23 protein-coding genes are annotated in these 25,555 nt (G+C 70.4%); 13 read left to right on the forward strand and 10 right to left on the reverse strand.

Features of this window, described 5'->3' with window-relative positions:
* Positions 1-84: 84 nt before the first annotated feature.
* Positions 85-2,316 (reverse strand): mechanosensitive ion channel family protein, encoded by a 2,232-nt coding sequence (locus tag KTR66_RS22580; protein WP_249732367.1) that lies wholly within the window; start codon positions 2,314-2,316, stop codon positions 85-87.
* Between the two features lie 323 nt (positions 2,317-2,639).
* On the opposite strand from KTR66_RS22580, the gene KTR66_RS22585 reads away from it, so the two are divergent.
* Entirely contained in the window at positions 2,640-3,524 is an 885-nt protein-coding gene (locus KTR66_RS22585; RefSeq protein WP_213616732.1) for a sulfurtransferase, read from the forward strand.
* A gap of 13 nt (positions 3,525-3,537) precedes the next feature.
* Here the strand turns inward: KTR66_RS22585 and KTR66_RS22590 are convergent, their stop codons facing one another.
* On the reverse strand, positions 3,538-4,203 hold the full coding sequence (locus KTR66_RS22590; protein ID WP_213616734.1) for a DUF2848 domain-containing protein: 666 nt from the start codon (positions 4,201-4,203) through the stop codon (positions 3,538-3,540).
* A 67-nt stretch (positions 4,204-4,270) separates the two neighbouring features.
* On the opposite strand from KTR66_RS22590, the gene KTR66_RS22595 reads away from it, so the two are divergent.
* Both KTR66_RS22595 and KTR66_RS22600 read left to right on the forward strand, forming a co-directional pair.
* Complete coding sequence (locus tag KTR66_RS22595) at positions 4,271-5,125, forward strand: NAD(P)-dependent oxidoreductase (protein ID WP_213616736.1); 855 nt, start codon at positions 4,271-4,273, stop codon at positions 5,123-5,125.
* Positions 5,122-6,081 (forward strand): tripartite tricarboxylate transporter substrate binding protein, encoded by a 960-nt coding sequence (locus KTR66_RS22600; protein WP_213616738.1) that lies wholly within the window; start codon positions 5,122-5,124, stop codon positions 6,079-6,081. Before KTR66_RS22595 ends, KTR66_RS22600 begins: the two co-directional genes overlap by 4 nt.
* 71 nt (positions 6,082-6,152) lie before the next feature.
* On the opposite strand, the gene KTR66_RS22605 is transcribed toward KTR66_RS22600, so the two are convergent.
* The 3 genes from KTR66_RS22605 to KTR66_RS22615 all read right to left on the reverse strand — a co-directional run bounded on the left by KTR66_RS22605 (position 6,153) and on the right by KTR66_RS22615 (position 9,352).
* Entirely contained in the window at positions 6,153-7,028 is an 876-nt protein-coding gene (locus KTR66_RS22605; RefSeq protein ID WP_213616740.1) for a 2-hydroxy-3-oxopropionate reductase, read from the reverse strand.
* A gap of 204 nt (positions 7,029-7,232) precedes the next feature.
* Entirely contained in the window at positions 7,233-8,015 is a 783-nt protein-coding gene (gene otnI, locus KTR66_RS22610) for a 2-oxo-tetronate isomerase (protein WP_213616742.1), read from the reverse strand.
* A gap of 152 nt (positions 8,016-8,167) precedes the next feature.
* A complete protein-coding gene (locus tag KTR66_RS22615) occupies positions 8,168-9,352 on the reverse strand; it encodes an alanine--glyoxylate aminotransferase family protein (protein WP_213616744.1) in 1,185 nt (394 codons plus the stop codon).
* Positions 9,353-9,474: 122 nt separating this feature from the next.
* Between KTR66_RS22615 and KTR66_RS22620 the strand changes: the two genes are divergently transcribed.
* From KTR66_RS22620 to KTR66_RS22635, 4 genes are all read left to right on the forward strand, one after another.
* Positions 9,475-12,369, forward strand: coding sequence for an FAD-binding and (Fe-S)-binding domain-containing protein (locus tag KTR66_RS22620; RefSeq protein WP_213616746.1), 2,895 nt, complete (start codon positions 9,475-9,477; stop codon positions 12,367-12,369).
* Entirely contained in the window at positions 12,366-12,932 is a 567-nt protein-coding gene (locus tag KTR66_RS22625) for a DUF924 family protein (protein WP_213616748.1), read from the forward strand. Before KTR66_RS22620 ends, KTR66_RS22625 begins: the two co-directional genes overlap by 4 nt.
* A 62-nt stretch (positions 12,933-12,994) precedes the next feature.
* Entirely contained in the window at positions 12,995-13,600 is a 606-nt protein-coding gene (locus KTR66_RS22630) for a glutathione S-transferase family protein (RefSeq protein WP_213616750.1), read from the forward strand.
* 192 nt (positions 13,601-13,792) lie between these two features.
* Positions 13,793-14,533 (forward strand): DUF1194 domain-containing protein, encoded by a 741-nt coding sequence (locus KTR66_RS22635; RefSeq protein ID WP_213616752.1) that lies wholly within the window; start codon positions 13,793-13,795, stop codon positions 14,531-14,533.
* Here KTR66_RS22635 and KTR66_RS22640 read toward each other — a convergent pair whose 3' ends face one another.
* On the reverse strand, positions 14,534-15,403 hold the full coding sequence (locus KTR66_RS22640) for a metal ABC transporter permease (RefSeq protein ID WP_213616754.1): 870 nt from the start codon (positions 15,401-15,403) through the stop codon (positions 14,534-14,536).
* A 3-nt stretch (positions 15,404-15,406) separates the two neighbouring features.
* On the reverse strand, positions 15,407-16,141 hold the full coding sequence (locus KTR66_RS22645; RefSeq protein WP_213616756.1) for a metal ABC transporter ATP-binding protein: 735 nt from the start codon (positions 16,139-16,141) through the stop codon (positions 15,407-15,409).
* A 235-nt stretch (positions 16,142-16,376) separates the two neighbouring features.
* Between KTR66_RS22645 and KTR66_RS22650 the strand changes: the two genes are divergently transcribed.
* The 4 genes from KTR66_RS22650 to KTR66_RS22665 all read left to right on the forward strand — a co-directional run bounded on the left by KTR66_RS22650 (position 16,377) and on the right by KTR66_RS22665 (position 19,846).
* Positions 16,377-17,645, forward strand: coding sequence for a DUF445 domain-containing protein (locus KTR66_RS22650; protein WP_213616758.1), 1,269 nt, complete (start codon positions 16,377-16,379; stop codon positions 17,643-17,645).
* The gene (locus KTR66_RS22655; protein ID WP_213616760.1) at positions 17,642-18,088 is read left to right on the forward strand and encodes a MaoC/PaaZ C-terminal domain-containing protein; all 447 of its coding nucleotides are present in this window, start codon (positions 17,642-17,644) and stop codon (positions 18,086-18,088) included. Before KTR66_RS22650 ends, KTR66_RS22655 begins: the two co-directional genes overlap by 4 nt.
* Positions 18,089-18,285: 197 nt before the next feature.
* A complete protein-coding gene (locus KTR66_RS22660) occupies positions 18,286-18,843 on the forward strand; it encodes a hypothetical protein (RefSeq protein WP_213616761.1) in 558 nt (185 codons plus the stop codon).
* A gap of 58 nt (positions 18,844-18,901) precedes the next feature.
* A complete protein-coding gene (locus KTR66_RS22665; protein ID WP_213616763.1) occupies positions 18,902-19,846 on the forward strand; it encodes an N-carbamoyl-D-amino-acid hydrolase in 945 nt (314 codons plus the stop codon).
* 217 nt (positions 19,847-20,063) lie between these two features.
* Here KTR66_RS22665 and KTR66_RS22670 read toward each other — a convergent pair whose 3' ends face one another.
* On the reverse strand, positions 20,064-20,540 hold the full coding sequence (locus KTR66_RS22670) for an ureidoglycolate lyase (RefSeq protein ID WP_213616765.1): 477 nt from the start codon (positions 20,538-20,540) through the stop codon (positions 20,064-20,066).
* A complete protein-coding gene (locus KTR66_RS22675; RefSeq protein WP_213616767.1) occupies positions 20,540-21,289 on the reverse strand; it encodes an aspartate/glutamate racemase family protein in 750 nt (249 codons plus the stop codon). The genes KTR66_RS22670 and KTR66_RS22675 overlap by 1 nt, the downstream gene beginning before the upstream one ends.
* Before the next feature lie 99 nt (positions 21,290-21,388).
* On the opposite strand from KTR66_RS22675, the gene KTR66_RS24965 reads away from it, so the two are divergent.
* Positions 21,389-22,975: a methyl-accepting chemotaxis protein gene (locus KTR66_RS24965; RefSeq protein ID WP_213616769.1), complete on the forward strand. Its 1,587-nt coding sequence runs from the start codon at positions 21,389-21,391 to the stop codon at positions 22,973-22,975.
* Positions 22,972-24,138: a PP2C family protein-serine/threonine phosphatase gene (locus KTR66_RS22685; RefSeq protein ID WP_213616772.1), complete on the forward strand. Its 1,167-nt coding sequence runs from the start codon at positions 22,972-22,974 to the stop codon at positions 24,136-24,138. The genes KTR66_RS24965 and KTR66_RS22685 overlap by 4 nt, the downstream gene beginning before the upstream one ends.
* Here the strand turns inward: KTR66_RS22685 and KTR66_RS22690 are convergent.
* Positions 24,126-25,555: chemotaxis protein CheA (locus KTR66_RS22690; protein WP_213616774.1), on the reverse strand; the 1,430-nt coding region annotated here is incomplete at its 5' end. The genes KTR66_RS22685 and KTR66_RS22690 overlap by 13 nt on opposite strands.

A 25,555-nucleotide genomic window follows, 5' to 3' on the forward strand; every position in this document is an offset into this window, starting at 1 on the left:
AACCGGGCGCATGGCCCATCGCGCGCGCGGCGCGGCGAAGCCAAGGCGGCGGAGCCGCCGCCCGGCGCTTGAGGGTGGAAAAAACTACCCCGCTCGCGCCTCCGGCGCGAGCATCCCCTGACCCAGCGTCAGGCCGCAGGCCTGGGCGAGATGCACCACGTCCAGCAGGAATTCGTGCTTCGTCTCGCGCTCGGCCGCCGCATTCGCCACCTTCATGTAGGTGATCACATCCACGCCAATCCCGCCCTCGGTGATGCCCGAGAGCCCGATATCCGTGCGCTCGGCGACGAAGATCTCATCCTCCCTGATGCGCTGGCGCAGCGCCTGGATGAAAGCCTCCAGCGCCTCGGGGTTCGCGCCCGCCGTCACCGGCAGCGTCGTCTTCAAGAGGCGCAGGCGGCGCGAGCCCAGGTTGTTGATGGTGGAATCCGACAGCTTCCCGTTCGGGATCACCATCACGCTGTCCTGCGCCGTGCGCACGCGGGTCGAGCGGATGCCGACATGCTCGACCGCGCCCTCGATCTCGCCGCTGCTGATCCAGTCGCCGCGCTGGAAGGGGCGGTCCGTCACCAGGATGCCGGCGCCGAAGACGTTGGACAGCGTCTCGCGCGAGGCGAAGGCGAAGGCGAGGCCGCCGATGCCGAGGCCCGCGATGATCCCGCTCGTCGGGATCGAGAGGAAATGCGCGGCGCTGAGGAAGCCCACGACCACCACCATCAGCCGCGCCGTCGCCAGCAGCAGGGTGAAGAGGATGTCGTCGGTCGCACTGGCCGAGCGGCTGGAGATGCGGGCCAGGATGATGCCCGCCGCGCCGAAGACCCGCCAGGCGACGACGCAGGCCGCGATGGTGAGGCAGATGCCGAAGAAGGGCAGGGAGTAGCGGCGGAAATGCTCCGGCATGCCGATCAGGTCGGGGAAGAAGGCGGCGAGGCTGAGGCCGATCACGATGCCGAGCGACCAGGTGAAGCTCGCGCCGCTCTCCTCGCCGCCCACCATCCAGTCCATGCCGCGCCGTGCGAGCCGCGCGCCGAAGGTGCCGGCCAGCGCGGCGGCGCCCATCACCAGCAGGCCCATCAGGATCTGCCAGTATTCCGTCTGCCCGACCCGGCCCAGCAGCGCCGGCGCATGGGCCTTGGCCAGGTCGCGCAGTTCGAAGAAGCGGGCGGGCGGGATCAGGCCGGGCGGCGTGGCGAGCGGCGGCGGCAGGCTTTCCACGGCGTTGAAGATGCGCGCCGCATCGCGCACGGTCTGCGCGGTGAAGCGCCAGGGCGCATTCGCCTCGGTGCCGATGGGGGCGATGATGATGCTGCCCGCCGGGTGGCTGAAATGGATGTAGGGCGCGCGGTCCGTGCCGTCATTCGGGATGGATTGCAGCCCGACCAGGCCGATATGGTTCAGCGCGCGGCGCAGGAATTGCGCGGCCATGGCGCCCTCGCCCTCCCGCAGCACCTCGGGCACGGAGGAGAGGTCGAGCGCCGAGAGCGCCAGCGCGCGGCCATCGCCCTGCCAGTCGGCCATGCCTTCCAGGAAGCTGCGCATGGTGTCGCGCGGGTTGCGCATCTGCCGGTAGGCATCGGCCGGCGGGAAGCGCCCGCCGGTCGCCGCCAGGAGGTGCCGGCGCGCCGCATCCCGCGCGGCGGCATCGGGCATGCGCAGCCGCCACAGCCCGTCCTCGCCGCGGATGAGGGTGAGTGCCAGCCGCACATCGCTGCCCGATTGGACCAGCGTGACGGGCAGCTCCGTCTCGTCCGTGACCTGCGGGATGGCGCTGATGCGGAAGGTGGTGAGGTCCACCAGCGCGAAAAGCTCCTGCGTCAGGCGCAGATGCTCCTGCCGGCCCAGACCGGAATCCAGCCCCGAGAAATCCACGGCACCGATCGCGAGCGCCCAGGCGTCGGTCCGGCCGCTGCGCGCCAGGTTGGAACTGACGACGAATTGCCGGAAGGCATCGCGCGGGGTGGCCTGGTTCAGGCCCGTGGCGGCCGGCGCGGCCTGGGTGCGCGCACCCGTCCACCACTCGCCCTCGTCATAGCGGCCGGTGAAGCTGTTGCCGTCGCGGTCCATGACGAAGACGAAGCGGCCGCTCTCCCGCCCCTGGGTCCAGCTGCCCTCCAGCGTGCGCCCCTCGGCCACCGCCTCGATCCGCCCGCCATAGAGCGGGTAGCTGCCGGTGACCCGGTTGCCCTCCTGTCGGAGGATCAGATGGTCGCCATCGTCACGCCAGCTCGTGATCCATTCGCCGGTCCAGGGCCCGTTCGCCAGCGCGGCCAAGGGCAGCAGGAGCCAGAGGGCGAGGGCGGCGAGGTGGCGGCGCATGGCGCTCACGCTTTCCGCATCTCGCAGCGGCGTCGGGGCTCAGGCGCAAGCCCCGCTCCCATCGGCCCCCCCTGTGTCGAGGCGCCCGCCTGCATGGGCGCGAACGGCGTGCGATGGCCGCGGATGGCGACAAGCTTCATGGCTCTCTCAACTTCTCTCTCCCTCCGAGAGTGCCGCAGAGGCAGGGCGGCGCGATAGGGGGAGCCTCATCGGGCGATCGAAGCACGCGGGCGGCGACACGCTTCATCACCCACGTCCGGCTGCGACGGCGGGTTTGTCCACCACGGCCGGGCGGGGCTAGGCTTCACGCCGGAGGAACACCCATGCCGTCAGACGCGCGCTACGCCCATCCCGAAGCCATCGTGGAGACCGCCTGGCTCGCCGAGCATCTGGCCGACCCCAAGCTGCGCATCTTCGACTGCACGACCTATCTGCTCTACGAGACCGGCACAGGGCGCCCCTATCGCATCGGCAGCGGGCGGCCGGATTACGAGGCGGCGCACATTCCGGGCTCCGCCTTCCTCGACCTGCAGGGGGAACTGTCCGACACCACCAGCCCCTTCAACTTCACCATGCCCGCACCCGAGGTGCTGGCCGCGCGCTTCGCGGCCAGGGGCCTGGGCGAAGGGCATCGCGTGGTGCTGTACGCGCGCAAGAACATGCAATGGGCGACGCGTGTGTGGTGGATGCTGCGCGCCATCGGCTTCGATGACGCGGCGGTGCTCAATGGCGGCTTCGACAAATGGGCCGCGGAGGGCCGCGCGGTCGAGGCGGGCACGCGGAGCTATCCCGCGGCCAGGCTCACGGCCCGCCCGCGCCCCGGCCTCTTCGTCGGCAAGGATGAGATGAAGGCCGCAATCGGCGATGCCGCGACCTGCACCATCAATGCTCTGGCACCCGATCTGCACAGCGGCGAGAACCCGCGCTACGGCCGGCCGGGCCGCATTCCGGGCAGCGTGAACGTGCCGGTGGCCTCCCTGGTGGACCCCGTCAGCATGACCTTCCGCGCGCCGCATGAAGTCGCCGCGATCTTCGCGGCCGTCGGCGCCGAGCCCGCGAAGCGCAAGCTGCTCTATTGCGGCGGCGGCATCGCGGCCACACTCGATGCCTTCCTGCTGCACCAGCTCGGCCACACCGACCTCGCGGTCTACGACGCCTCGATGAATGAATGGGCGCGCGACGAGGCGCTGCCGATCGAGACCGGCTGAAGCGCAGCAGCCTTTAGACGCTGCGCGCCGTGTAGCTGTGGCTGAGGCTGCGGCCCAGCACGGGGTCATGCAGCGTCACGCGGAAATCGGCGGCGGGGCGGATGCCGCCATGCACCGCCAGCGTGCCGCCGAACATCAGCATCCCGGGCCCCGTCGGCACGCCCAGCGCGCGCGCCTTCTCGATCAGGTCATCGGGGTGGCGCATCGCGGCGACGCTGCCGCGCTGATAGGTCACCCACTGGCCGGCCTCCAGGATCTCGCTATGGATCTCGAGGCGGTCCCAATGCGGCGCCACCTCCTCCCAGGCCCAGACGGCGTGGCTGATGGGTTTGGGGCACATCTGCTTCGAGACCATGATCGAATAGGCCTCGACCTTGCGGTCCGTGTGGTCCGAGCCGCAGCCGATGAAGCGGCCGCCGGCCGTCTCGATCAGCACCCATTCGCCCTCGCCGCTGCTATCCCCACCCAGCACATCCACCAGCGGCGCCTGCGTCAGCGTCTCCAGCCCCGCGCGATAGTAACAGGGCACGGTGGCGGGCGGCGCGACGCCCAGCGCCGCGAGTTCATCAATGTGCTCCTGCAGCTTGTGCGCGTCGCGCCCCGTCCATCCGGCGATGACGAGGTCGGTGATCTCCGCATGGACCGGGCCGGCGGGAGAGGTGAAGTGGAGCGTGCGCATGGGGCGTCCTGGACAAGCTTGGACGCGCATCGGAACATGGGCGCAGAGAAAAGGGGAGGGGGGCCGCATGGAGAATGTGGGCTTCATCGGGCTCGGGATGATGGGCCGGCCAATGGCGATGAATCTGGCGGCGAAGCAGGTGCCGCTGACCACGCTGGATGCGGCGGGCGTCACGCTGGAGGGCGTGCCGGCAGCGGCCGATGCCGCGGCATTGGCCGGCGCATGCCGCCTCATCATCCTGATGGTTCCTGACAGCAAGGCCGTGGCCAGCGTGATGGGCGCGCTGCTCCCGGCATTGCAGAAGGGTTCCCTCGTCATCGACATGGGCAGCAGCGAGCCGGGCGAGACGCGGCGCTGGGCGGCGGCGCTGGCCGAAAAGGGCTGCGCCATGCTGGACGCGCCGGTCTCTGGCTCGGTGCCGAAGGCACGCGCGGGCACGCTCGCCATCATGGTGGGCGGCGCGGACGCCGATTTCACCCGCGCCGAGCCGGTGCTGCGCGCGATGGGCGAGGCGATCATCCGCACCGGCGCCATCGGCAGCGCGCATGCGATGAAGGCGCTGAACAACTACGTCTATGCGGCCGGCCTGCTGGCGGTGAGCGAGGCGGCGCAGATGGCGGAAGCCCAGGGGCTCGACCTCGGCATCTTCGCGGCTGTGCTGAACGCGAGTTCGGGCCGCAACATCGCCTCCGAGACCAAGCTCGCGCAGGAGATCACCTCGCGCCGCTATGCGGGCGGCTTCCAGCTCGGCCTCATGCGCAAGGACCTGGAGACGGCGGGCGGCATTGCCGCCGCGACCGGCGCGGAGGCGCCGCTGCTGGCGCTGCTGCGCGCCCGCTGGACCGAGGCGCTGGGCGTGCTCGGCCCGCGCGCCGACAACACCGAGATCCATCGCTACATCACCGGGACCACCAAGCCATGACCATCACCCGCCGCGCCGCATTCGCCGCGCCCGCGCTGCTCGCGCCGCTCAGCGTCGCTGCGCAAGCCTGGCCCGAGCGGCAGATCCGCATCGTCGTCGCCTTCCCCGCCGGCAGCGTGACGGACAGCCTGGTGCGCAACCTGGTCGAACCCCTCTCGCGCGAGCTGGGTCAGACCGTGATCATCGACAACCGGCCGGGCGGCAATGGCGTGGTCGGCACCATGGCGGTGAAGGGTGCGCCGCCCGATGGCTACACCATGGCGGTGCTGAGCGTGACCAATGGCGCGCTGAACACCTACCTCGTGCGCAACCTGGCCTATGATCCGATCCGCGACTTTTCCCAATTGGGCTTCCTGGCGGAGGCGCCGTATCTGCTGGTGGTGCCGAACAGCTCGCCCGCGCGGAACGTGGCGGAATTGCTGGAATTGGCGCGCCGCCGCCCGGGCGAGCTGACCTTCAGCCACGGCAATGCGAGTGCGCTCATCGGCAGCCAGCTCATGAACCGCATGGCGGGCGTGCGCATGCTGGCCGTGCCCTCGCGCGGCGGGCCGGAGGCGCTGACCGAGGTGCTGGCGGGCCGCATCGATTCCACCCTGACCGACTTCGCCTCGGGCCTCGCCCAGGTGCGCGAGGGCCGCGTTCGCGCGCTGGGGGTTACGACGCCCGGCGTGTTTCCGCTCGCGCCCGAGATCCCGCCGATCTCGGCAACGCTGCCGGGCTATGAGCTGACGGTGTGGTTCGGCCTCGCCGCACCCGCGGGCACGCCCGCGCCGGTGGTGGGGCGCTTCAACGAGGCGCTGGCGAAGGTGCTGGCGCAGGCCGATGTGCGGGAGCGCCTGGGCCGCCTCGGCTTCGCGCCGCGCGCCATGCAGCCGGAGCAATGGCGCGACTATCTGCAGACCCAGATCACCAGCCTCACGCGCCTCGCGCGCGAGGTGGGGCTGGAGCCGAGCTAGAGTCTGATTGCCTTTGGTTCTTCACCAAAGGCGTGAATCAGCCTCTCGGAACGCTCGGCCCCAGGGCCAACTCAACCGATCTTGTGATCGGCCATCTTCTCCAGCGCCTGGACCATGCCCGAATGGTCCCACTGGCTGCCGCCCATCGCGGCGCAGGCCGAGAAGAGCTGCTGCGCGGAGGCCGTGTTGGGCAGCGCCACCCCCAGTTCCTTCGCCGATTGCAGCGCCAGATTCAGGTCCTTCTGGTGCAGCTCGATGCGGAAGCCCGGATTGAAGGTGCGGTTGATCATGCGCTCGGCATGCACCTCGAGGATGCGGCTATTGGCGAAGCCGCCCATCAGCGCCTGGCGCACCTTGGCCGGATCGGCGCCGGCCTTGCTGGCGAAGACCAGCGCCTCGGACACCGCCTCGATGTTCAGCGCCACGATGATCTGGTTGGCCACCTTCGTCACCTGGCCCGCGCCATTCTCGCCCACGCGGGTGATGTTCTTGCCCATCAGCTCAAACAGCGGCAGGGCGCGCGCGAAGGCGGCCTCGGAGGCGCCGACCATGATGGTGAGCGCGGCGTTCTTCGCGCCGATTTCGCCGCCCGAGACCGGCGCATCGATGTAGTCGCAGCCCAGGGCGTTGACCTTGGCCGCGAAATCCTTCGTCGCCGTCGGGCTGATCGAGGACATGTCGATGACGAGCTTGCCGGCGGAAAGCCCCGCCGCCACGCCGCCCGCGCCGAACAGCACGCGCTCCACATCGGGCGTGTCCGGCACCATGAGGATGATGATCTCGGCCGCCTTCGCCACCGCCGTGGCGTCCGCCACGATGGTGAAGGCCGCGCGCGTCTCGGCCTTCAGCGAGGCGCGCTCGGGCGCGATGATGGTGTGGCCCGCCTTGGCGAGGTTCTGCGCCATGGGCAGGCCCATGATGCCGAGGCCGATGAAACCGATGTTCATGAGGGACGTGTCCTTATGCTCTCAGAAAGTGGGGGGCCGTCTGATGACCGGAGCGCCGCATGGCGCGGAGGTCTGAATCAGCCGGCCGGAAAGATGCTGATGACCGGAGCGCCGCATGGCGCGGAGGTCTGAATCAGCCGGCCGGAAAGATGCTGATGACCGGAGCGCCGCAGGGCGCGGAGGTCTAAATCAGCCGGCCGGCGGCTACGCCGCGCGATACTTCGCGAACCAACCGAGGCCCGCGACCGTCTCGCCCTTCGGGCGATATTCGCAGCCGATCCAGCCACGGAAGCCGCTGGCGTCGATCGCGTTGAAGACGAAATCCCAGTTCACCTCGCCCGTGCCCGGCTCGTTGCGGCCCGGATTATCGGCGACCTGCATGTGGGCGATATAGGGCAGCAGTTCGGCCGCGCGGCGGGCCACATCGCCCTCGGTGATCTGGCAGTGGTAGAGGTCGAATTGCAGGCCCACGCGGTCCATGCCGAGCGCATCGATGATGCGTGTCGCTTCCTTCGTCGTGTTGAGGAAGAAGCCCGGGATGTCGCGGTGGTTGATCGGCTCGATCACCGGCTTCACGCCGGCCTTGGCGCATTCCTCCGCCGCGAAGTCCAGATTGGCGGCGTAGCAGGCGAGCAGCGTGTCGCGCGCCGCACCGGCGGGCGTCAGCCCGGCCATGACGTGCAGGCGCGGGCATTTCAGCGCCGTCGTGTATTCCAGCGCGCGCTTGATGCCGTCCCGGAATTCCGCGCGGCGCTCTGGCAGGCAGGCCATGCCGCGCTCGCCGGCGTTCCAGTCCCCCGGGGGCGCGTTGAACAGCACCTGGGAGAGGCCGTTGCCCTCCAGGCGCTTGGCGATCTCGGCCGCCGGGAATTCATAGGGGAAGAGGAATTCCACCGCCTCGAAGCCCGCGGCGCGCGCGGCGGCGAAGCGGTCGAGGAAGGGGAGTTCATTGAACATCATGGAGATGTTCGCAGCAAACTTGGGCATGGACGTTCCTGAGTGATTGTTGACGAACCACCAGAAGGCTCCGCCCCCCGGCACCCTCGTGAGGCTTGGCCTCACGAGGAAGAACCGCCCGTGCCAAACCGGCGCCCTGTCGGGGCCCCCGCGAAAGCGCGCAGCGATTTCGTGGGGAGTGATTACGCGTTTCCGCTCAGATAATCCATCGCCGCCCGCACGCCCTCGGGCTTGTGCGGCACGCCCGCGATGCGCAGCCCCATCTCGATGCCCGACAGCGTGCCCATCAGGTGCAGCTCGCCGATATCGCCCAGATGGCCGATGCGGAAGACGCGGTCATTCAACTGGCCGAGGCCGTTGCCGAGCGACATGTTGAACTTCTCCACGATCGCGGCCCGCAGCGCATTGGCGCTATGGCCCTCCGGCAGGCGCACCGCCGTCAGCACCGAGGAATAGTGGCGCGGCTCGGCGCATTGCACCTCCAGGCCCCAGGCGCGCACGGCCCGGCGCGTCGCTTCCGCCATGCGGTCGTGCCGCGCGAAGACATTGTCGAGCCCCTCCTCGAAGATCATGTCGAGCGCGGTGTCCAGCGCGTAGAGCATGTTCGTCGCCGGCGTATAGGGGAAATAGCCCGTGGCGTTGGAGGCGATCATCGGCCCCCAATCCCAGAAGCTGCGCACCAGCTTGGCATTCTTGCTGGCCGCGATCGCCTTGGCCGAGACGGCGTTGAAGGAGAGGCCGGGCGGCAGCATCAGCCCCTTCTGCGAGCCGGAGACGGTGACGTCCACGCCCCATGCATCATGCTTGAACTCCATGGAGCCCAGGCCGCTGATCGTATCCACCAGCAGCAGCGCCGGGTGGCCCGCGGCATCAATGGCGGCGCGCACTTCCGCGATGCGGCTGGTGCAGCCCGTGCTTGTCTCATTGTGGACGACGCAGACAGCCTTGATCTCGTGCCCCTTGTCGGCGCGGAGATAGGCCTCGATCGCCTCGGGCTCGGCCGCGCGGCGCCAGTCGCCCTTGAGGAATTCCGGGCGGATGCCCAGGCGCTCGGCCATCTCGCGCCAGAGGCTGGCGAAGTGGCCCGTTTCGCACATCAGCACGCGGTCATTGGGGCTCAGCGTGTTGACCAGCGCCGCTTCCCAGGCGCCGGTGCCCGAGGCCGGGAAGATGATGACGTTGCTCTCGGTCTGGAAGATCTTCTTGACCTTGCCCAGCACCTGCTGGCCCATCACGCCGAAATCCGGGCCGCGATGATCCATCGTCGGGTTGTCCAGCGCGCGCAGCACGCGGTCCGGCACGTTGGAGGGGCCGGGGATCTGCAGGAAATGGCGGCCGGGGGTGGTGCGGGTCTGGAAATAGGCCATGGGGTCCTCCTGGGTTGCCCCCTCATGCCCTGAACCGGCCCCGCCTGCCAATGAGTTCGGCTTGTGCGGGGCATGAGGATTATCCATCTGGCGCGGCCGCGATCCGGGGCTAAAACGGCGCCATGAACGCCATCGCACCCACCATCGGAGATTCCCGCCTGGCCCGCAGGCTGCAGCGCGAGACGGAAGGGAGCGTGCTCTTCGCCCCCGCCGATCGCGGCCGCTACGCGACGGATGCCAGCATCTACCAGGTCGAGCCCATCGGGGTTCTGGTGCCGAAATCCACCGCCGATGTCGAAGCCGCCATGGCGATCTGCCGGGAGGAGGGCGTGCCCGTCCTGCCGCGCGGCGGCGGCACCAGCCAATGCGGGCAGACGGTGAACCGCGCGCTGGTGCTGGACTGCACCAAGCATCTGCGCCGCGTGCTGAGCATCGAAGGTGATACCGCCCGCGTCGAGCCGGGCATCACCTTGGGCGCCTTGAACGAGGCGCTGAAAAGCTCGGGAAAATTCTTCCCGGTGGACCCCTCCACATGGCAGCGCTGCACCATCGGTGGCATGGCGGGGAACAATTCCTGCGGCAGCAAGTCCATCCGCTACGGGCTGATGGCGGACAATGTGCGCGCGATTGACGCCATCCTCGCCGATGGCTCGCGGCACGTGTTTGGCGAGAACGCGCCCAACACGGATCTCGTTGCGCGCCTGCACGCGCTGGGCGAGCGCGAGGCGGCCGAGATCGCGGAGAAATTCCCCGCGCAGCTCCGCCGTGTGGGCGGCTACAACCTCGATGCGCTGACGCCGGATGCACGCGCGACCCTAGGATCGGCCTCGGCCGATCCGTCCGCTGTTTCCCGTGGGAACCTCGCGCGCCTGCTGGTGGGCAGCGAGGGCACGCTGGCCTTCTCGGCCGCACTCGACCTCAAGCTCTGGCCGATCAAGCCGCGCAAGGTGGTGGGCATCTGCCAATTCCCCACCTTCCGCCGCGCCATGGAGGCGTCGAAGCATCTCGTCACGCTCGACCCCGAGGCGGTGGAGCTGGTGGACCGCACGATGATCGACCTCGGCCGCTCCATCCCGATCTACCGCGCGACGATTGACCAGATGGTCATCGGCGAGCCCGACAGCCTGCTCATCGTCGAATTCCATGGCGATGACGATGCGAAGCTCATGCGCCAGCTCGCCGCGCTTGATGAGATGATGGGCGATCTCGGCCTGCCCGGGCAGGTGGTGCATGCGGTGGATGCCGGCTTCCAGGCCGCCATCGCCGAGGTGCGCGAGGCCGGGCTCAACATCATGATGAGCCAGAAGCAGGACGCGAAGCCCGTCTCCTTCATCGAGGATGCGGCCGTGTCCTTGGAAGACCTCGCCGACTACACCGAGCGCCTGACGGCGGTTTTCGACGAGTATGGCGTGAAGGGCACCTGGTATGCCCATGCCAGCGTCGGCTGCCTGCATGTCCGCCCCGTGCTGAACATGAAGGAGGGCGGCGATGTGCAAAAGATGCGCGAGATCGCCGAGCGCTGCTTCGAGCTGGTCCGCGAATACAAGGGCAGCCACTCAGGCGAGCATGGCGATGGCATCGTCCGCTCCGAATTCCATGAGAGCATGTTCGGCCCCCGCATCGTCCGCGCCTTCGAGGCGGTGAAGGACGAGTTCGACCCGAACGCGCTGCTCAACCCCGGCCGCGTGGTGCGCCCGCCGCGCATGGATGACCGCAGCCTGTTTCGCTATCCGCCAGACTACACGCCGCTTTCCGACGTGACGCCCGTGCTCGACTGGTCGGCGCATCCGGGGCCGCAGGCCGGCCTGCTCGGCGCGGTCGAGATGTGCAACAACAACGGCACCTGCCGGAAATTCGACGCCAACGTCATGTGCCCGAGCTATCGCGTGACGCGCGACGAGCAGCACCTCACGCGCGGCCGCGCCAATACGCTGCGCCTGGCACTCACCGGCCAGATCCCGGGCGGTATCGCGAGCGAGGAGGTGCAGGAGGCGATGTCGCTCTGCGTCTCCTGCAAGGGCTGCAAGCGCGAATGCCCCACGGGGGTGGACATGGCGCGCATGAAGATCGAGGTGCTGGCCGCGCGCAACGCCAAGCAGGGCGTGCCGCTGAAGGACCGCCTGGTGGCCGCGCTGCCGCGCTACGCGCCCTGGGCGGCGAGCCTGCCCTGGCTCGCCAATCTGCGGAACCGCGTGCCGCTACTGGCGAAGCTGATGGAGCGCGTGACGGGCATCGCGGCCCAACGCAAGCTGCCCGAATTCGTCTCGCCCCCCTTCCTCGACAAGGATGGCTGCCGGGCGGAGGGCGAGCGGCGCCAGGTGCTGCTCTTCGCCGATACCTTCAACCGCTATTTCGAGCCCGAGAACCTGCACGCCGCCGTGCGCGTGCTGAACGCGGCCGGCTATTCGGCGCAGGTGGCGAGTGCCGGTGGCCGCCCGCTCTGCTGCGGCCGCACCTATCTCGCGGCGGGCATGGTGGAGGAGGCGCGGGCCGAGGCGCAGCGCACGCTCGCCGTGCTGTCGCAATCCGACGCGCCGGTGATCGGCCTCGAACCTTCCTGCCTCATGACGCTGCGCGACGAGTTCCAGGCCCTTCTGCCGGGGCCCGAGACCGAGGCGCTGTCCAAGCGCGCCTTCCTCGCCACGGAGTTCCTGGAGAAGGAGGGCACGCTGCCCGCGCTGAAGCCGGGTGCCACGACCGCGCATATCCATGGCCATTGCCACCAGAAGGCCTTTGGCGCCTTCCCCGCGGCGGTGAAGGTACTCAGGAACGTGCCGGGCATGGAAGTGAAGCCCATCACCTCCTCCTGCTGCGGCATGGCCGGTGCCTTCGGTTATGAGGCGAAGAACCTGGAGACATCGAAGGCCATGGCCGAACTCTCGTTGCTGCCCGCCGTGCGCGCCGCCGCCCCCACCGACGTGATCGTGGCCGACGGCACCTCCTGCCGCCACCAGATCGCCGATCTCAGCGGGCGTGAGGCGCTGCACTCCATCCGCGTGCTGGATCGCTCGCTGTGAAGGACATCCTCGACTTCTGGTTCGCCGATGGCACGGACCAGTTCCGCCAGGCCTGGTTCAAGAAGGACGCGGATTTCGACGCCGAGATCGCGCGCCGCTTCGGCCCGCTGGTGGCGCCCGCGCGCGAAGGCCAGCTCGACGCCTGGGCCGACACGCCGGAGGGCGCGCTCGCGCTCTTCATCCTGCTCGACCAGTTCCCGCGCAACCTGTTTCGCGGCTCGCCCGAAGCCTTCGCCAGCGACGCGCACGCCCTGACGCTGGCGCGCCGCGTCGTGGTGGAACGGCGGCTGGACCTGGCGCTGACGCCGACGCAGCGCGTCTTTCTCTACCTGCCCTTCGAGCATGCGGAATCGCTCGAGGCGCAGAACCTCTCCGTGGCGCTCTTCGAGGGGCTGCGGGATTCGCCCGCGCATGCGGCACCCGGCGGCACCATCGCCTATGCCTGGGCGCATCGCGCCGTCATCGCGCGCTTCGGCCGCTTCCCGCATCGCAATGCCGTGCTGGGGCGCGAGAGCACGCCGGCGGAGCTCGCCTATCTGGCGCAGCCCGGCGCCGGATTCTGAGCCGGTTTGACCGCGCGGCCAGACCGGGTTCAATGCGGCGGCACAACGCCCAGGACACCACCATGAAGCTCGTCGGCCGCACTCTCTCGCCTTTCGTTCGCCGCGTCGCGGTCACGCTCGCGGTCTATGGCATTCCCTACGAGAGCCTGGCGCTCTCCACCGTGACCGATGGCGCGGCCATCAAGGGCTATAACCCGGTGGGGCGCGTCCCTTCGCTGATCCTGGATGATGGCGAGGTGCTGATCGATTCCAGCGCCATCATCGACCACCTGGACGAGCTGGCCGGCCCCGATGCCCTCATCCCTCGCGCCGGCGCCGAGCGGCGGCAGGTGATGCGCGTGCTGCAGATCGCCCTTGGTGCCACCGAGAAGGCCGTCGCGGCCTATTATGAGGGGCAGCGCCGGCCGGAGGGCCTCACCTGGTCAGAAGGGCTGGCCAATCTGGAGGGACAGTTCCTCGGCGGCTTCGCCGCGCTGGAAGCCATGCTGACCGGCGAGCATCTCTGCCTCGGCCGTCTGACCCAGGCGGATGTGACGGCGCTCTGCGGACATGATTTCGCGGCGCGCGTCATGCCCGACCTCCTCATTGGCCGATTCCCACGGCTTTCGGCGCTCGCCGCCAGGCTGAACTCCGATCCGCGGATCGGCGGGACCGCCTTCAAGGGCTGAGGCGCTCCGGCGGATTTATGCCGCCGGATTAACGATTTCTTAAGCGGAATGACGCAATGGTCACGGGACGGGGCGGTCCCATTGTGCTGCACTGCACAAATTGGGTCTTGAACTCTGACCGAACCCGCTTAGATACGTTTTCGTAATGGGAAGAACCGCAAGCACGGCTCCACCAGCTTCAAGGGGGCTCGCATGCTTCGTCGTCACTTCATCACCGCCGCCCTGGCCGCGCCGGTGGTGCTTCGCACCCACGCCGCGCGGGCGACCGAGCCGGTGGATGTGGAACTGGTCCTCGCCGTGGATGTCTCGCGCTCCGTGGACAATGAGGAGCAGGAGATGCAGTTCGCCGGCTATGCCGCCGCCTTCCGCGACCGGCGCCTGGTCGAGGCCATGTCGCGCGGGCCGATCGGCTCCATCGCCTGCACCCTCTTCACCTGGTCCGACTGGAACATCCAGGAGCACCTCGTGCCCTGGATGAAGCTGGACGGCCCGCAAGCCGCCGAGCGATTCGCCCAGGCGATCGACGCCGCCCCCCGCCGGACGCACCTCTACACCTCCATCTCCGGCGCGATGGATTACGCCGCGAAGCTGTTCGGCCAAGGCTTCGAGGGCACGCGCCGCGTCGTGGACATTTCGGGCGACGGCATCAACAATTCAGGCCGCGAGGTGGGCGCGGCGCGCGAGGATGCGCTGAACCAGGGCATCGTGCTGAACGGCCTCGCCGTGCTCGACCGCACGCCGCCGCCGCCGGGCCTGGGTGCCATGCAGCCGCTCGACGAATACTACCGCGAGCGGGTGATCGGCGGCCCCGGCGCCTTCCTCATGGTGGCGGATGGCTTCGAGAGCTTCGAGCAGGCGGTCCGCCGCAAGATCATCCGCGAGGTGGCGGTGGCGCCGCCGCCGGGTCCGCTCGTCGAACGCGCGACGGTCTGATCAGCCGTCCAGGTGGCGGCGCGGCCGGTGCCGCGCCAACAGCCCATCCACCGGGCCGAACACCAGCGCCATAACCCAGGCCGCCGCCGCGGCAAGGACGATGGCAGGGCCGCTGGGCAGGTCGAGATGGTAGGAGGCGAGCAAGCCGGTGACCGTCGCTCCCAGCGCGATCGAGACGGCCGCCAGCACCATCCCGCCGACCTCCCGCGCCAGGTGGCGCGCGGCGATGGCGGGCAGCATCATCAGCCCCACGGCCATCAGGCTGCCGACCGCCTGCAGCGCGGACACCAGATTTCCGACGACCAGGGCCAGCAGGCCGAGATGCCAGACGCTGCCGCGCACGCCCACGGCCCGAGCGAAGCTCGGGTCGAAGCATTCGAGGATCAGCGGGCGCCAGGCGAAGGCAAGGAAGAGAAGGGTGGCCGTCGCCGCCGCTCCCATCAGCAGCAGCGCCGCATCATCCACGCCCAGCACCGAGCCGAAGAGCAGCTGCGTGAGCTCCACCGCCGAACCGCGCCAGGAAATCAGCGTGACACCCGCGGCGAGCGCCGTGAGGTAAAGCCCGGTCAGCGCCGCATCCTCGCGCCCGCCGGTCGCCCGCGCCAGCGCACCCGCGCCCAGCGCCACCACCAGCCCCGCGAGCAGCCCGCCCAGTGCGAGGGCCGGCAGCCAGAGCCCCGCCACCACGAAGCCCAACGCCACGCCCGGCAGGATGCCATGCGCCAGCACATCGCCCGTCAGGCTCATCCGCCGCAGCATGAGGAAGACGCCGAGCGGCGGCGCGGAGAGGCTCACGGCGAGGCACCCCACCAGGGCACGGCGCAGGAAGCCGAATTCGGCGAAGGGCGCGATCAGCGCCTCATGAAGCATCGGTCAGGCGGCTTCGCGCTCGCAAGGCGCGGCGGCCTCGGCCCAGGCTTCCGACATCATGCGCGCGCGCAGCCGGTTCTCGGCCGAGAGCACCGTCTCGGTGGCACCCACCGCCACCGCCTCACGCGCCAGCAGCAGCGTCTCGGGGAATTCGCGGCGCACGAGGTCGAGGTCATGCAGCACGGCGAGGATGGTCCGCCCTTCGCCATGCCAGCGGCGCATCACGCCCAGCAGGTCGGCCGCGGTGCGGGCATCCAGCGCGTTGAAGGGCTCGTCCAGCAGGATCACCGGCGCGTCCTGCAGCAGCAGGCGGGCGAAGAGCACGCGCTGGAACTGCCCGGCCGAGAGCGAGCCCACCGGCCGCCGCGCGAAGCCATGCAGCCCCACCGCATCCAGCGCGGTCTCGACCCGCTCGGGCTTCGGCGTCGCGGCGAAGGCGCCGCTCTCGCCCCAGAGGCCGAAGAGCACGGCATCCCGGCAGGTCAGCGGGAAGGCGCGGTCCAGCATGGCCTGTTGCGGCAGCAGCGCGATCTCACCGGGCGCGAAGCCCGCGACGCGGCCCTCGGCCGGCTTGTGCAGGCCCGCGATGGCGCGCAGCAGGCTCGACTTGCCGGCGCCATTTGGCCCGACCACGGCCATCAGCCCGCCCGGCTTGAGCGCGAAGCTCACATGATGCACGGCCGGGTGCCGGCCATGCGTGACGGTAAGGTTCTCGATCGTGAGGAAAGGGCGCGTCATGCCGAAAGCGCCCAGGCGATGGCGAGCCAGAGGCCAACCAGCACCCCCGCTGCCCAGAAGGCGCGCAGCCGGGCCGAAGCCGCGAGATCGAGGGGGTGGGTCCAGGCAGGCATGATGTTATGCCATAACATGCGCGTCACCGCCGCGCCAAGCAAGGATGGCCCGCGCATGGCTGGGTCCTAGCCACGGGCTTTGCTGATTCCCCTGGGCGCCATCCCCCCCTATGAACACCCGCATGGCCCATTCCGATGACGACCTGCGCCGCGCCCTCGCGCGGCATCGCGCCTTCGCCACCTTCCTCCTCGTCGTGATGGGCGGCCTCGTCTGGCTCGCCTATACCCTGCCGCCGAGCTTCGGGGCCGATCTGCTGGCCGCCTCCGCCAAGGCCGGCGTGGTGGGCGGCCTCGCCGACTGGTTCGCGGTGACGGCGTTGTTCCGCCGCCCGCTCGGCCTGCCCATCCCGCACACCGCCATCATTCCCCGCCAGAAGGAGCGGCTGGGCCAGGGCCTCGGCCGCTTCGTCGCCAATCACGTCTTCACCGAGGCCGAGGTGAAGCGCACCATCGCCCGCCTCGACGTCGCCGGCATCCTGGCGGGCTTCCTGGCCGATCGTGAGGCCTCCCGCCCTGCGGCCCAGGCGCTCGCCGCCGCCCTGCCGCGCCTGCTGGTGACGCTGGAGGATGGCCGCGCGCGGCGCCTCATGTCCCGTCTGCTGCCGCGCGTGGCGGGGGGGCCGGGCGCCGCCCCCGTCGTCGCCCGCGCGCTGCGCAGCCTGATCGCCGGCGGCCAGCACCAGGCCGTGTTCGACCTGGCACTCGCCCAGCTCAAGACGGTGCTGCTGGCCAAGCAGGAGGAGCTGCGCGAGGCCATCAAGCGCCGCGTGCGCGAGACCGGCGGCGCCGTCGTTGGCTGGGCCGCCGGCGCCTATGTGGCCGACCGCGTTCTCGCCGTGCTGAACGCCGAGCTCGACAAGCAGGAGCCGGGCGACAGCGAACTCCGCCAGGCCTTCGAGGCCTGGATCGACGCCGAAATCACCCGCCTCGAGACCGAGCCCGAGCGCGCCGCGGCCCTCGGCGCCGCCATCCGCCGCGCCCTCTCCCACCCGACCGTCACCGACTGGCTGGGCGATGCCTGGTCGCGCATCCGCGGCGCGCTGGCGGCGGATGCGGTGAATCCCAATGGCCGCACCGTCGCTATCCTGGAGGCGGCGCTCGCCAATGCCGGGCAATACCTGGCCGAGGACAACCAGGCCCGCGCCAAGCTGAACGGCGCGGTTGAGCGCACGCTGGCCACCCTGTTGCCCTCGGCCCAGCAGCGCCTCTCGGACTTCATCGCAGGCGTGGTGAAAGGCTGGGACACGCAGCAGGTGACCGAGAAGATCGAGCTGCGCGTGGGGCGAGACCTGCAATTCGTGCGCGTGAACGGCACGCTGGTGGGGGCCCTGGCCGGTGGCGTGCTTTATCTGCTGATCTACTGGCTCACCGGGGGAAGGGTCATCCATTGAAGCCGCTGCAATCCTTCGACGAGCTCACCGTCGGCCAGCGTTTCGCCTTCGGGCAGTTCGCGCTCAGCGAGGCCGAGATCATCGCCTATGCCGAGAAATTCGACCCGCAGCCCTTCCACACCGACCCCGTCGCCGCGAAATCCGCCCCGCTCTTCGGGGGCCTCGTCGCGAGCGGCCTGCACACCATGGGCGCGTGTTTTGGCCTGATCCTGGGCAGCGGCCTCTTCCGCGAGGTGAGCCTGGGCGGCAGCGAGATCACGACGAAGTGGCCCGCACCCCTTCGCCCCGATGAGGCGGTGGCGGTGGAGAGCATCGTGGCGAGCCTCAAGCCCTCGCGCTCACGCCCTGAGCTTGGCGTCGCGGTGTTCCGGCATATCGGCACGCGGGTTGCGGATGACATCATGGTCATCGAGATGACGGCCACGCATTTCTTCAAGCGCTGACAACCGGTTGCGGAATGGTGCCTTGCCGCAATGGCAGGCATGCGCCCGTTGTTCACGCGGATGCGGCATGCTTTGCTTCAGTCGCACTGGATCATGCGGCGCCCCTCCCGGCGGCATGCGCCGGGCACGATCAACACCGCGCGCAGCAAGCGCCGGGGGCGGACCAACCCGGCCTGCCTGACACAACGGAGAAGAAAATGAAGCGCCGCACCCTCCTTGCCCTTCCCATGGGCCTCCCGCTGCTCTCGGCCTGCGCCTCGGTCGATGCCGAGCAGACGACCATCCTGCGTGGCGTGATCGAGACGGTGGACCCCGCCTCGCGCGAGGTGCTGGTCCGTGGCAATGCCGGCGCGCAATCCGGCGCCCTGCTGACCATGATCGCCGGCCGTGGCGTGACCCGCTTCAACCAGCTCCGCGCCGGCGACAATGTCACGGTCGTGTATTTCCAGGCCCTCGTCGCGCGTGCCGCCCGCCCGCTCTCCAGCGCGCCGCCGGCGAGCGCCACGCTGACCGCCGAGCGCGACGCCGCCCGCCCCGGCGGCGAGGTGACGCGGGTGCGCAGCGGCCGCGTGACCATCACCGCCGTGGACGCCGCGACCAGCACGGTCAGCTTCACCGGCCCCGGTGGCCTGAACCGCACGGTGACGGCGACCAACCCGGAGATCCGGCGCTTCATCAGCCAGCTCCGCGTGGGCGAGCAGGTCGACATGACCTACGAAGAGGCGCTGGCCATCGAAATCACCCCGATGCGGTGATTGCATGCCGAAGGGATGGGGCATTGACGCCCCGTCCCTTCGGACATGAAGTGCAGGGATGCCTCGCATCCTCACGCTCGCCGGTGCGCAGACCGGCCCCATCCAGCGCGCCGACAGCCGCGCCCATACGCTCGACCGCCTGATCGCGCTGCTGGAAAGCGCCGCGACGCAGGGCGCCCAGCTCGTCGTCTTCCCGGAACTCCCGCTCACCACCTTCTTCCCGCGCTGGTTCATCGAAAGCACGCAGGAGCTCGACACCTATTTCGAGCGCGCGATGCCCAACCCGAACTGCCAGCGCCTTTTCGACCGCGCGCGCGAACTGCGGGTCGGCTTCCACCTCGGCTATGCCGAACTCACGCCGGAAGGCCGGCGCTTCAACTCCGCCATCACGGTGGGGCCGGATGGGCAGATCCTCGGCAAGTATCGCAAGGTGCATCTGCCGGGCTCCGTCGAGCCCCGTCCGGGTGCCCGCTTCCAGCAGCTCGAGAAGCGCTATTTCGAATATGGCGATCTCGGCTTCCCCGCCTTCCGCGGCCCGACGGAATGGCACCGCGCCATCATGGGCATGCTGATCTGCAATGATCGCCGCTGGCCCGAGGGTTGGCGCTGCTACGGGCTGCAGGGCGTCGAGGTCATGGTGATGGGCTACAACTCCGCCGCCTATGACCCCAATGGCGGCGAGAGCGAAAGCGCCGAACTCCGCACCCAGCACTCCACCATGTCCGTGCAGGCCAATGCCTACATGAACGCGACCTGGGCCGTCGCCGTCGCGAAGGCGGGCAATGAGGACGGCTCGGGGCTGATCGGCGGCTCCTGCATCGTGAGCCCGAACGGCATCATCGTGGCCCAGGCGAAGACGCTGGGCGACGAGGTGATCCTGGCCGAGGCGGATCTCGATGATTGCCTGCAGGGCAAGGAGAAGATGTTCAACTTCGCCCAGCACCGGCGGCCCGAGCATTACCGCCGCATCGTGGAGCAGGTGGGGGTGGAACCCCCGGCTTGATTTATGCCCTCAGGCGCCGGGCGCGCACTCCGTGCGCTTGGCTTCGCCGCGAAGAGTTTTTGCCGCCCTCAAGCGCCGGGCGCGGCCTCCGGCCGCTGGGCTTCGCCGCGCGACGGGTGCGCTGGGCCCTGAGGTCAGTTGGGCGGCGCCGGCCGCCTTGCGGCCGGATGGGTTTGTGAGCGCTGCCTCCGGTCTGGCGCCCGGCCCTTGGGCGCCACTACTCCACCAGCAGCACCGGCTCCGGCAGCGTCGCCCATTCCTCGTCGCGCGCCTTCTCGCCCGTGCTCCACATGAGGATGGCGAAGCGGCCCGGGCGGTCGAGCACGCGCAGCGGGTGGTGCCAGCTGCCCAGGTGGTAGTTCACCGCCTGGTCGCCGCGCACGAGAAACGCCTGGAGTCCGGCCATATCCGGCGCGCCGTCGCGGTCGGGCGCCACCATCACCACCCAGCGCGACACATCCATCGGCACGAAGCATTGCGAGGAGCGGTTGTGCCGCTCCATCTGCGTCGCCAGCAGGGGCAGCGCGACCGGTTCCGCATGGTTGAAGGCAAGGGCGGGCAGCACGGCGCCATCTTGCGCCACCAGCGTCTCGCCCAGCGCCGGGCGCGCGCCGAGCGCCGGCGGGTCCATCACGTCGCCGAAGGGGCGGAAGGCCTCCGCCGTCAGCGGTTGCAGGCGCAGCGTGCGGGGCATCAGCGCGCGCCCTCCGCATAGAGGCGCGTGAGGCCCGGCTCATAGCCCGTCAGCCCGCGCGTGCGGTGCGCCCGGCGCGTGGGGGCGAGGCCGGCCAGCGCGGCCGCCATCCGCACGCCCGCCGCCGTGCCGTCCACCAGCGGCACTGGCACATCTGCCGCGAGTTCCGGCGCGAGGCCCGCCAGCGGCCCGCCGGCCAGGATCACCACCTCCGCCCCATCCTGCTCGATGCTGGCGCGGCAGAGATCGAGGATCATGTCCCGCCGCTCCTCCGCCACGCGCCCCGGATCGCCCGAGAAGGCCGGGCCCATGCGGAAGCCCGCGCAGCGGTTGGCCAGGCCCGCATGCTCCAGGCAATCCACGAACATGGGCTTGAGCGCCGCCGTGAAGCTCACGATGCCGAAGCGGCGGCCGAGCATGGATGCGGCGTGGAAGGCCGCCTCGCTGATGCCCACCACCGGCACGTCGAACAATTCCCGCGCCGCCTCCACGCCCGGGTCGCCGAAACAGGCGACGACCGCCGCGTCGAACTCGCCCCGCCGCGCGGCAAGGGCGGCCACTGTCGCCGGTCCCGCCACGGACCAGTCCGCGCGGGTGACGATGAGCGGCAGGCCGAAGGGCGCGCTGACCGAGGTGACGCTGCAGCCGGCGGGCAGCGCGGCCTCGGCCGCGCGGGCGATGCGGGCGGTGACGGAATCCGTCGTATTGCTGTTGACCACGAGAATGCGGCAGGTCGCAGGGCTGGGCATGGGGCGGGTCCTGATGGAGTGGTGGCCGAGGGGCTTTGAATCCGCTTATTCTATCAAGCGATGGCTCCCGACACCCAGGCCCCCGGCATGACCCCCCCCGTGAGCGATCCGCCCGCGCAACCGGCGCGCGCGCGGGTGAAGCTGATCGGCCGCATCGGCACGCGCGCGGCCATGATCCTGGCACTGATGTTCTCGGTGCTCGCCTTCCTCGCCGTGAACTCGCTCTTCATGCTGACGCGCCAGGGCGCCATCATCGAGCAGATGGGCGTGCGCGACCGCGCGGCGATCGAGGCGGTGGACGATTTCTCCAACGACGTGGCCGATTTCGCCCAGGCCTTCGCCGCGGTCCTGGCTGGCGTGCTGCCGCCCACCGTGACCGCGCCGCGCATGGTGCGCAACGCCGCCGGCATCACCGAGAGCTTCGGCCTTCTCTTCGGCCTGGTGGGTGAGCGGGTGGACAGCGTGGTGGCCGCCGCCGCGCAGGACATGGCCGCCCGCCTGCCCGATCTGGGCGAGCGTGTGCGCGACGCCTTCGCCCGCCGCGCGCGGGACCAGTATGCGCCCCTCCAGGAGGAGTGGCTGGACATGGTGGTGGCCTTCAACAACCTCGCCAGCCGGGCGCGCGCCATCACCAAGGCCGATGCCGATGCGAACCTCGCCCGCGCCCGGGCGCTGCAGGAGGAAGGGCGGAAATACACCTATATCGCGGCCGGCATCGGCCTGCTCGGCCTCGGCTTCGTCTGGTTCGTGCTGGTGCTGCTGACGGCGCGCCCGCTCTCGCGCCTTGCCGTTTCGATGCAGCATCTCGCGCGCGGCGATGCCGAGGTCGAGATCCCGGGCGCCGGCCGCTCCGACCAGGTGGGCGAAATGGCGCGCGCGGTCGAGGTGTTCAAGACGAACCTCGCCAACTCGAACCGCCTGATGGAGCAGGCGCTGGAAGGGGCGCGCCGCACCGCCGTCGTCACCAACCAGGCGAGCCAGGCGATCGGCCAGGTGAGCGAGGGCGCGATGACCCAGCTCGCCGAGCTCCGGCAGGTCTCGGACGCGCTCTCCCACACCGCCGATGCGGTGGCCGATGTCGGCCGCAGCACGCAGGAGGCGCGTGACACCGCAAGCCGCGCGCAGAGCCTGCTGGGCGAGAGCCTGGAGAAGGTCCGTCAGCTGATCGAGACGGTGGATGCGGTCGGCGACGACACGGAGCGTGTCACGCGCATCGCCGGCACCATCGCGAAGATCGCGACCCAGACGAACATCCTCGCCATCAATGCCGCGATCGAGGCCGCGCGCGCGGGCGAGCACGGCCGCGGCCTCGCCGTCGTGGCCGAGGAGGTGCGGGCGCTGGCCGCCAATACCGAGGCGCTGGCGCAGGAGATCGCCGATGTCGTGCTCGCCGCCGGCCGCCGCACGCGCGAGGGGGCGGGCACCGCCGCCGCCGTGGGCGTCGCCATGGACGGGTTCGAGCAGCTGACGGGCGAGAGTGCGCGCCTCGCCGCCGCCATCGCGGTCGCGATGGAGGAACAACAGACCACGGTCGCCTCGCTGGACGAGCGGGTCGCGACGCTGACCCGCATCGGCCAGTCCAATGCCACCGCCGCCGAGGAAATCACCGTGACCATGATCGATCTCTCTCGCCTCGCGGCGGAATCGCGCCGCGCGGTGGAAAGCATGGCGGTGCGCTCGGAATGAGTGAGGCGATCCTCGTGGTGCCCCAGATTCTTGTTGTGGATGACAGCAGCTTCAACCGGCTGCTGCTGAAGCGCCGCCTGAATGAGCTCGGCTATCCCGAGCCCGCCATGGCGACCAATGGCGTGGAGGCGCTGGCCGCCATCGCCGCCGGCCAGTTCGACGTGGTGCTGCTCGATCTCGAAATGCCCGAGCTGGACGGCATCGGCGTGCTGGAGCGGCTGCATGGCCAGGGCAATGCGCCGCCGGTCATCGTGATTTCGGCGCAGACCGAGATGTCGGGCGTGATCCGCTGCATCGAGCTGGGCGCCGAGGACTACCTGCCCAAATCCTTCGATCCGCCGCTGCTCCGCGCCCGGCTGCAGGCGGTGCTGGAGAAGAAGCGCCTGCGGGATCTCGCCGCCGAGCGGCTGCACGCGCTGGAGGCCGAGCTGGAATCCGCCCGCCGCGCGCAGCTTTCGCTGGTGCCCGGCGATTTCGCCGCGATCTCACGCGGGCGCATCACCGTGGCCGCCCATATGGAGCCGGCGCGCGAGGTGGGTGGCGACCTCTACGACATGCAGTGGATCGGGCCACGGCACCTGATGTTCGTGGTGGCCGATGTGGCGGGGAAGGGGGCTTCGGCCGGCCTCACCATGGCGCGCAGCCTGGGGCTCATCCGCGCCGGCGTGCAGATGGCCGCCGCGCGCGGCGAGGTGCCGGACCCGGCCGATCTCCTCTCGCTCGCCAATGGCGATCTCGCCGCGAACAATCCGGAGATGACCTTCGTCACCGCCGCACTCGCCATCCTCGACGCCGAGACGGGCGAAGGGCGCCTCTGCGTCGCCGGGCATGAGCCGCCGCTCCGGCTTTCGGCCTCCGGCGTCACGGTGATGGACGGCTTCAGGATCCAGCCCGCGCTCGGCATCATGGAGGACCTGCCCTATGCCAGCACGGCCTTCACCCTCGCCGCGGGCGAGGCGATGCTGCTGCTGAGCGACGGCGTGACCGAGGCGCATGACCCGGAGGACGCGCTCTTCGGCAAGGAGCGCGTGCTGGCCGCCTTGGGCCGCGAGGCCGAGCCCGGGGCTGCCATCGCCGCCTTGCTGAAGGAGGTGGCCGGCTTCGTGCGCGGTGCGCCTCCGGCGGACGACGTGACGGTGCTGGCCGTCCGCTACGCCGGCTGAGCGGCCGGGAGCGAGCCTTCGAGGCTGTCCGGCTCCAGCAGCAGCACCGGCTCGCCATTCCCCAGCACGCCCACGCCCCCCACGCCCGGCGTGCCGGCCAGCGCCGGATGCAGCGGCTTCAGCAGCAGGTCCGTCCGGCGGCCCACGCGCTCCACCGCGAGTGCGAGCGGCCCCACGGGGCGGCGCACCAGCACGATGGCACTGCTCTCGGCGGGCGGCAGGTGCAGCACCGCCTCCAGCGTCGTGATCGCCTGGCCGGGCGAGACCTGCTCCGGCCGGATCACGGATTCCACGCGGCCGGCCGGCAGCGCATAGGGCTGGCCGCCGGCCTCCACCAGCAGCACGGGCTGCATCGCGGCCGTCAGCGGCAGGTCGAGCACGAAGCGCGTGCCCTGGCCCGGGCGACTTTCCACCCGGACCGAGCCGCCGGCGCGCCGCGCCGCATCCTGCACCACGTCGAGGCCCACGCCGCGGCCCGAGGTCTCGCTGATCGCCTCGCGCGTCGAGAAGCCGGGCAGGAAGAGCAGGGCGTGGATCTCCTCCTGCGTCAGCCGTGCCGCGGCCTCGGGCGTGATGAGGCCACGCGCCAGCGCGCGGGACAGCACGGCCGCCTCGTCAATGCCGCGCCCATCATCGGAGAAGCTGAGCACCAGCCGCCCGGGCAGGCGCTCGGCCACCAGCAGCAGCCGCGCGGTGGCGGGCTTGCCCAGCGCCAGGCGCTCCTCCTTGGGCTCTATGCCGTGATCCACCGCGTTGCGCACCAGGTGCAGCAGCGGGTCGGCCAGCAGGTCGGAGAGGGAGCGGTCCATCTGGACCTCCTCGCCCACCACCTCCAGCGCCACCTGCTTATTCTGCGCCTCGGCGGTGGCGCGCAGCACACGGGGCAGGCGCATGGCGAGGGTCGCGAAGGGTGTCACGCGCAGTTCCAGCACCGCCTCGTCCAGCTGGCCGAGCGCGATGGACAGCCGCCCCTGGGCGCGTTCGGCCGCGCCGGTGGCGGCGCGCAGCCGCTCCATCGCGTTGGCGAGGCGCGCGGCGGTGGCCGGCGGCAGCGCGGCCTGGATCGCGGCCAGTTCCTCGAAGGCCGCGCGGGCCTGGGGCGCGGCGATGGCCTCGCCCAGCGAGAGCGCCGCGGCGCGCAGCTCCGCCTCCAGCGCGATCACCGCGTCGATGCGGTCCTGCCGGACGCGCATGGTGGGGGCGGGGGGCGGCGCGTCGGCGGCCGCAAGGTCGGTCAGCGCGCCGCCATCGGGGTCGGCCTCGGCGCGCAGCGCGGCCAGTTCCTCGGGCGGCAGGTCGCTCGCCAGGAAGATGTCGAGCGCCTCGGGCGGGCCGGCGCTGCCCAGCACCTCGCCCACGCGCGCCAGGAAGGGCTCGGCGATGGCCTCGGCGGTGGGCAGCGGGCCGAGGCGTAGCC

Origin of the sequence: Roseococcus sp. SDR (assembly GCF_019083995.1) — a bacterium.
Taxonomy (GTDB): domain Bacteria; phylum Pseudomonadota; class Alphaproteobacteria; order Acetobacterales; family Acetobacteraceae; genus Roseococcus.

What these genes read in the sequence shown, in the direction of transcription:
- KTR66_RS22580 (WP_249732367.1), bottom strand. Translation starts at nt 2,316, where the DNA reads ATGCGCCGCCACCTCGCCGCCCTCGCCCTCTGGCTCCTGCTGCCCTTG.
- KTR66_RS22585 (WP_213616732.1), top strand. Translation starts at nt 2,640, where the DNA reads ATGCCGTCAGACGCGCGCTACGCCCATCCCGAAGCCATCGTGGAGACC.
- KTR66_RS22590 (WP_213616734.1), bottom strand. Translation starts at nt 4,203, where the DNA reads ATGCGCACGCTCCACTTCACCTCTCCCGCCGGCCCGGTCCATGCGGAG.
- KTR66_RS22595 (WP_213616736.1), top strand. Translation starts at nt 4,271, where the DNA reads ATGGAGAATGTGGGCTTCATCGGGCTCGGGATGATGGGCCGGCCAATG.
- KTR66_RS22600 (WP_213616738.1), top strand. Translation starts at nt 5,122, where the DNA reads ATGACCATCACCCGCCGCGCCGCATTCGCCGCGCCCGCGCTGCTCGCG.
- KTR66_RS22605 (WP_213616740.1), bottom strand. Translation starts at nt 7,028, where the DNA reads ATGAACATCGGTTTCATCGGCCTCGGCATCATGGGCCTGCCCATGGCG.
- otnI (WP_213616742.1), bottom strand. Translation starts at nt 8,015, where the DNA reads ATGCCCAAGTTTGCTGCGAACATCTCCATGATGTTCAATGAACTCCCC.
- KTR66_RS22615 (WP_213616744.1), bottom strand. Translation starts at nt 9,352, where the DNA reads ATGGCCTATTTCCAGACCCGCACCACCCCCGGCCGCCATTTCCTGCAG.
- KTR66_RS22620 (WP_213616746.1), top strand. Translation starts at nt 9,475, where the DNA reads ATGAACGCCATCGCACCCACCATCGGAGATTCCCGCCTGGCCCGCAGG.
- KTR66_RS22630 (WP_213616750.1), top strand. Translation starts at nt 12,995, where the DNA reads ATGAAGCTCGTCGGCCGCACTCTCTCGCCTTTCGTTCGCCGCGTCGCG.
- KTR66_RS22635 (WP_213616752.1), top strand. Translation starts at nt 13,793, where the DNA reads ATGCTTCGTCGTCACTTCATCACCGCCGCCCTGGCCGCGCCGGTGGTG.
- KTR66_RS22640 (WP_213616754.1), bottom strand. Translation starts at nt 15,403, where the DNA reads ATGCTTCATGAGGCGCTGATCGCGCCCTTCGCCGAATTCGGCTTCCTG.
- KTR66_RS22645 (WP_213616756.1), bottom strand. Translation starts at nt 16,141, where the DNA reads ATGACGCGCCCTTTCCTCACGATCGAGAACCTTACCGTCACGCATGGC.
- KTR66_RS22650 (WP_213616758.1), top strand. Translation starts at nt 16,377, where the DNA reads ATGGCCCATTCCGATGACGACCTGCGCCGCGCCCTCGCGCGGCATCGC.
- KTR66_RS22660 (WP_213616761.1), top strand. Translation starts at nt 18,286, where the DNA reads ATGAAGCGCCGCACCCTCCTTGCCCTTCCCATGGGCCTCCCGCTGCTC.
- KTR66_RS22665 (WP_213616763.1), top strand. Translation starts at nt 18,902, where the DNA reads ATGCCTCGCATCCTCACGCTCGCCGGTGCGCAGACCGGCCCCATCCAG.
- KTR66_RS22670 (WP_213616765.1), bottom strand. Translation starts at nt 20,540, where the DNA reads ATGCCCCGCACGCTGCGCCTGCAACCGCTGACGGCGGAGGCCTTCCGC.
- KTR66_RS22675 (WP_213616767.1), bottom strand. Translation starts at nt 21,289, where the DNA reads ATGCCCAGCCCTGCGACCTGCCGCATTCTCGTGGTCAACAGCAATACG.
- KTR66_RS22685 (WP_213616772.1), top strand. Translation starts at nt 22,972, where the DNA reads ATGAGTGAGGCGATCCTCGTGGTGCCCCAGATTCTTGTTGTGGATGAC.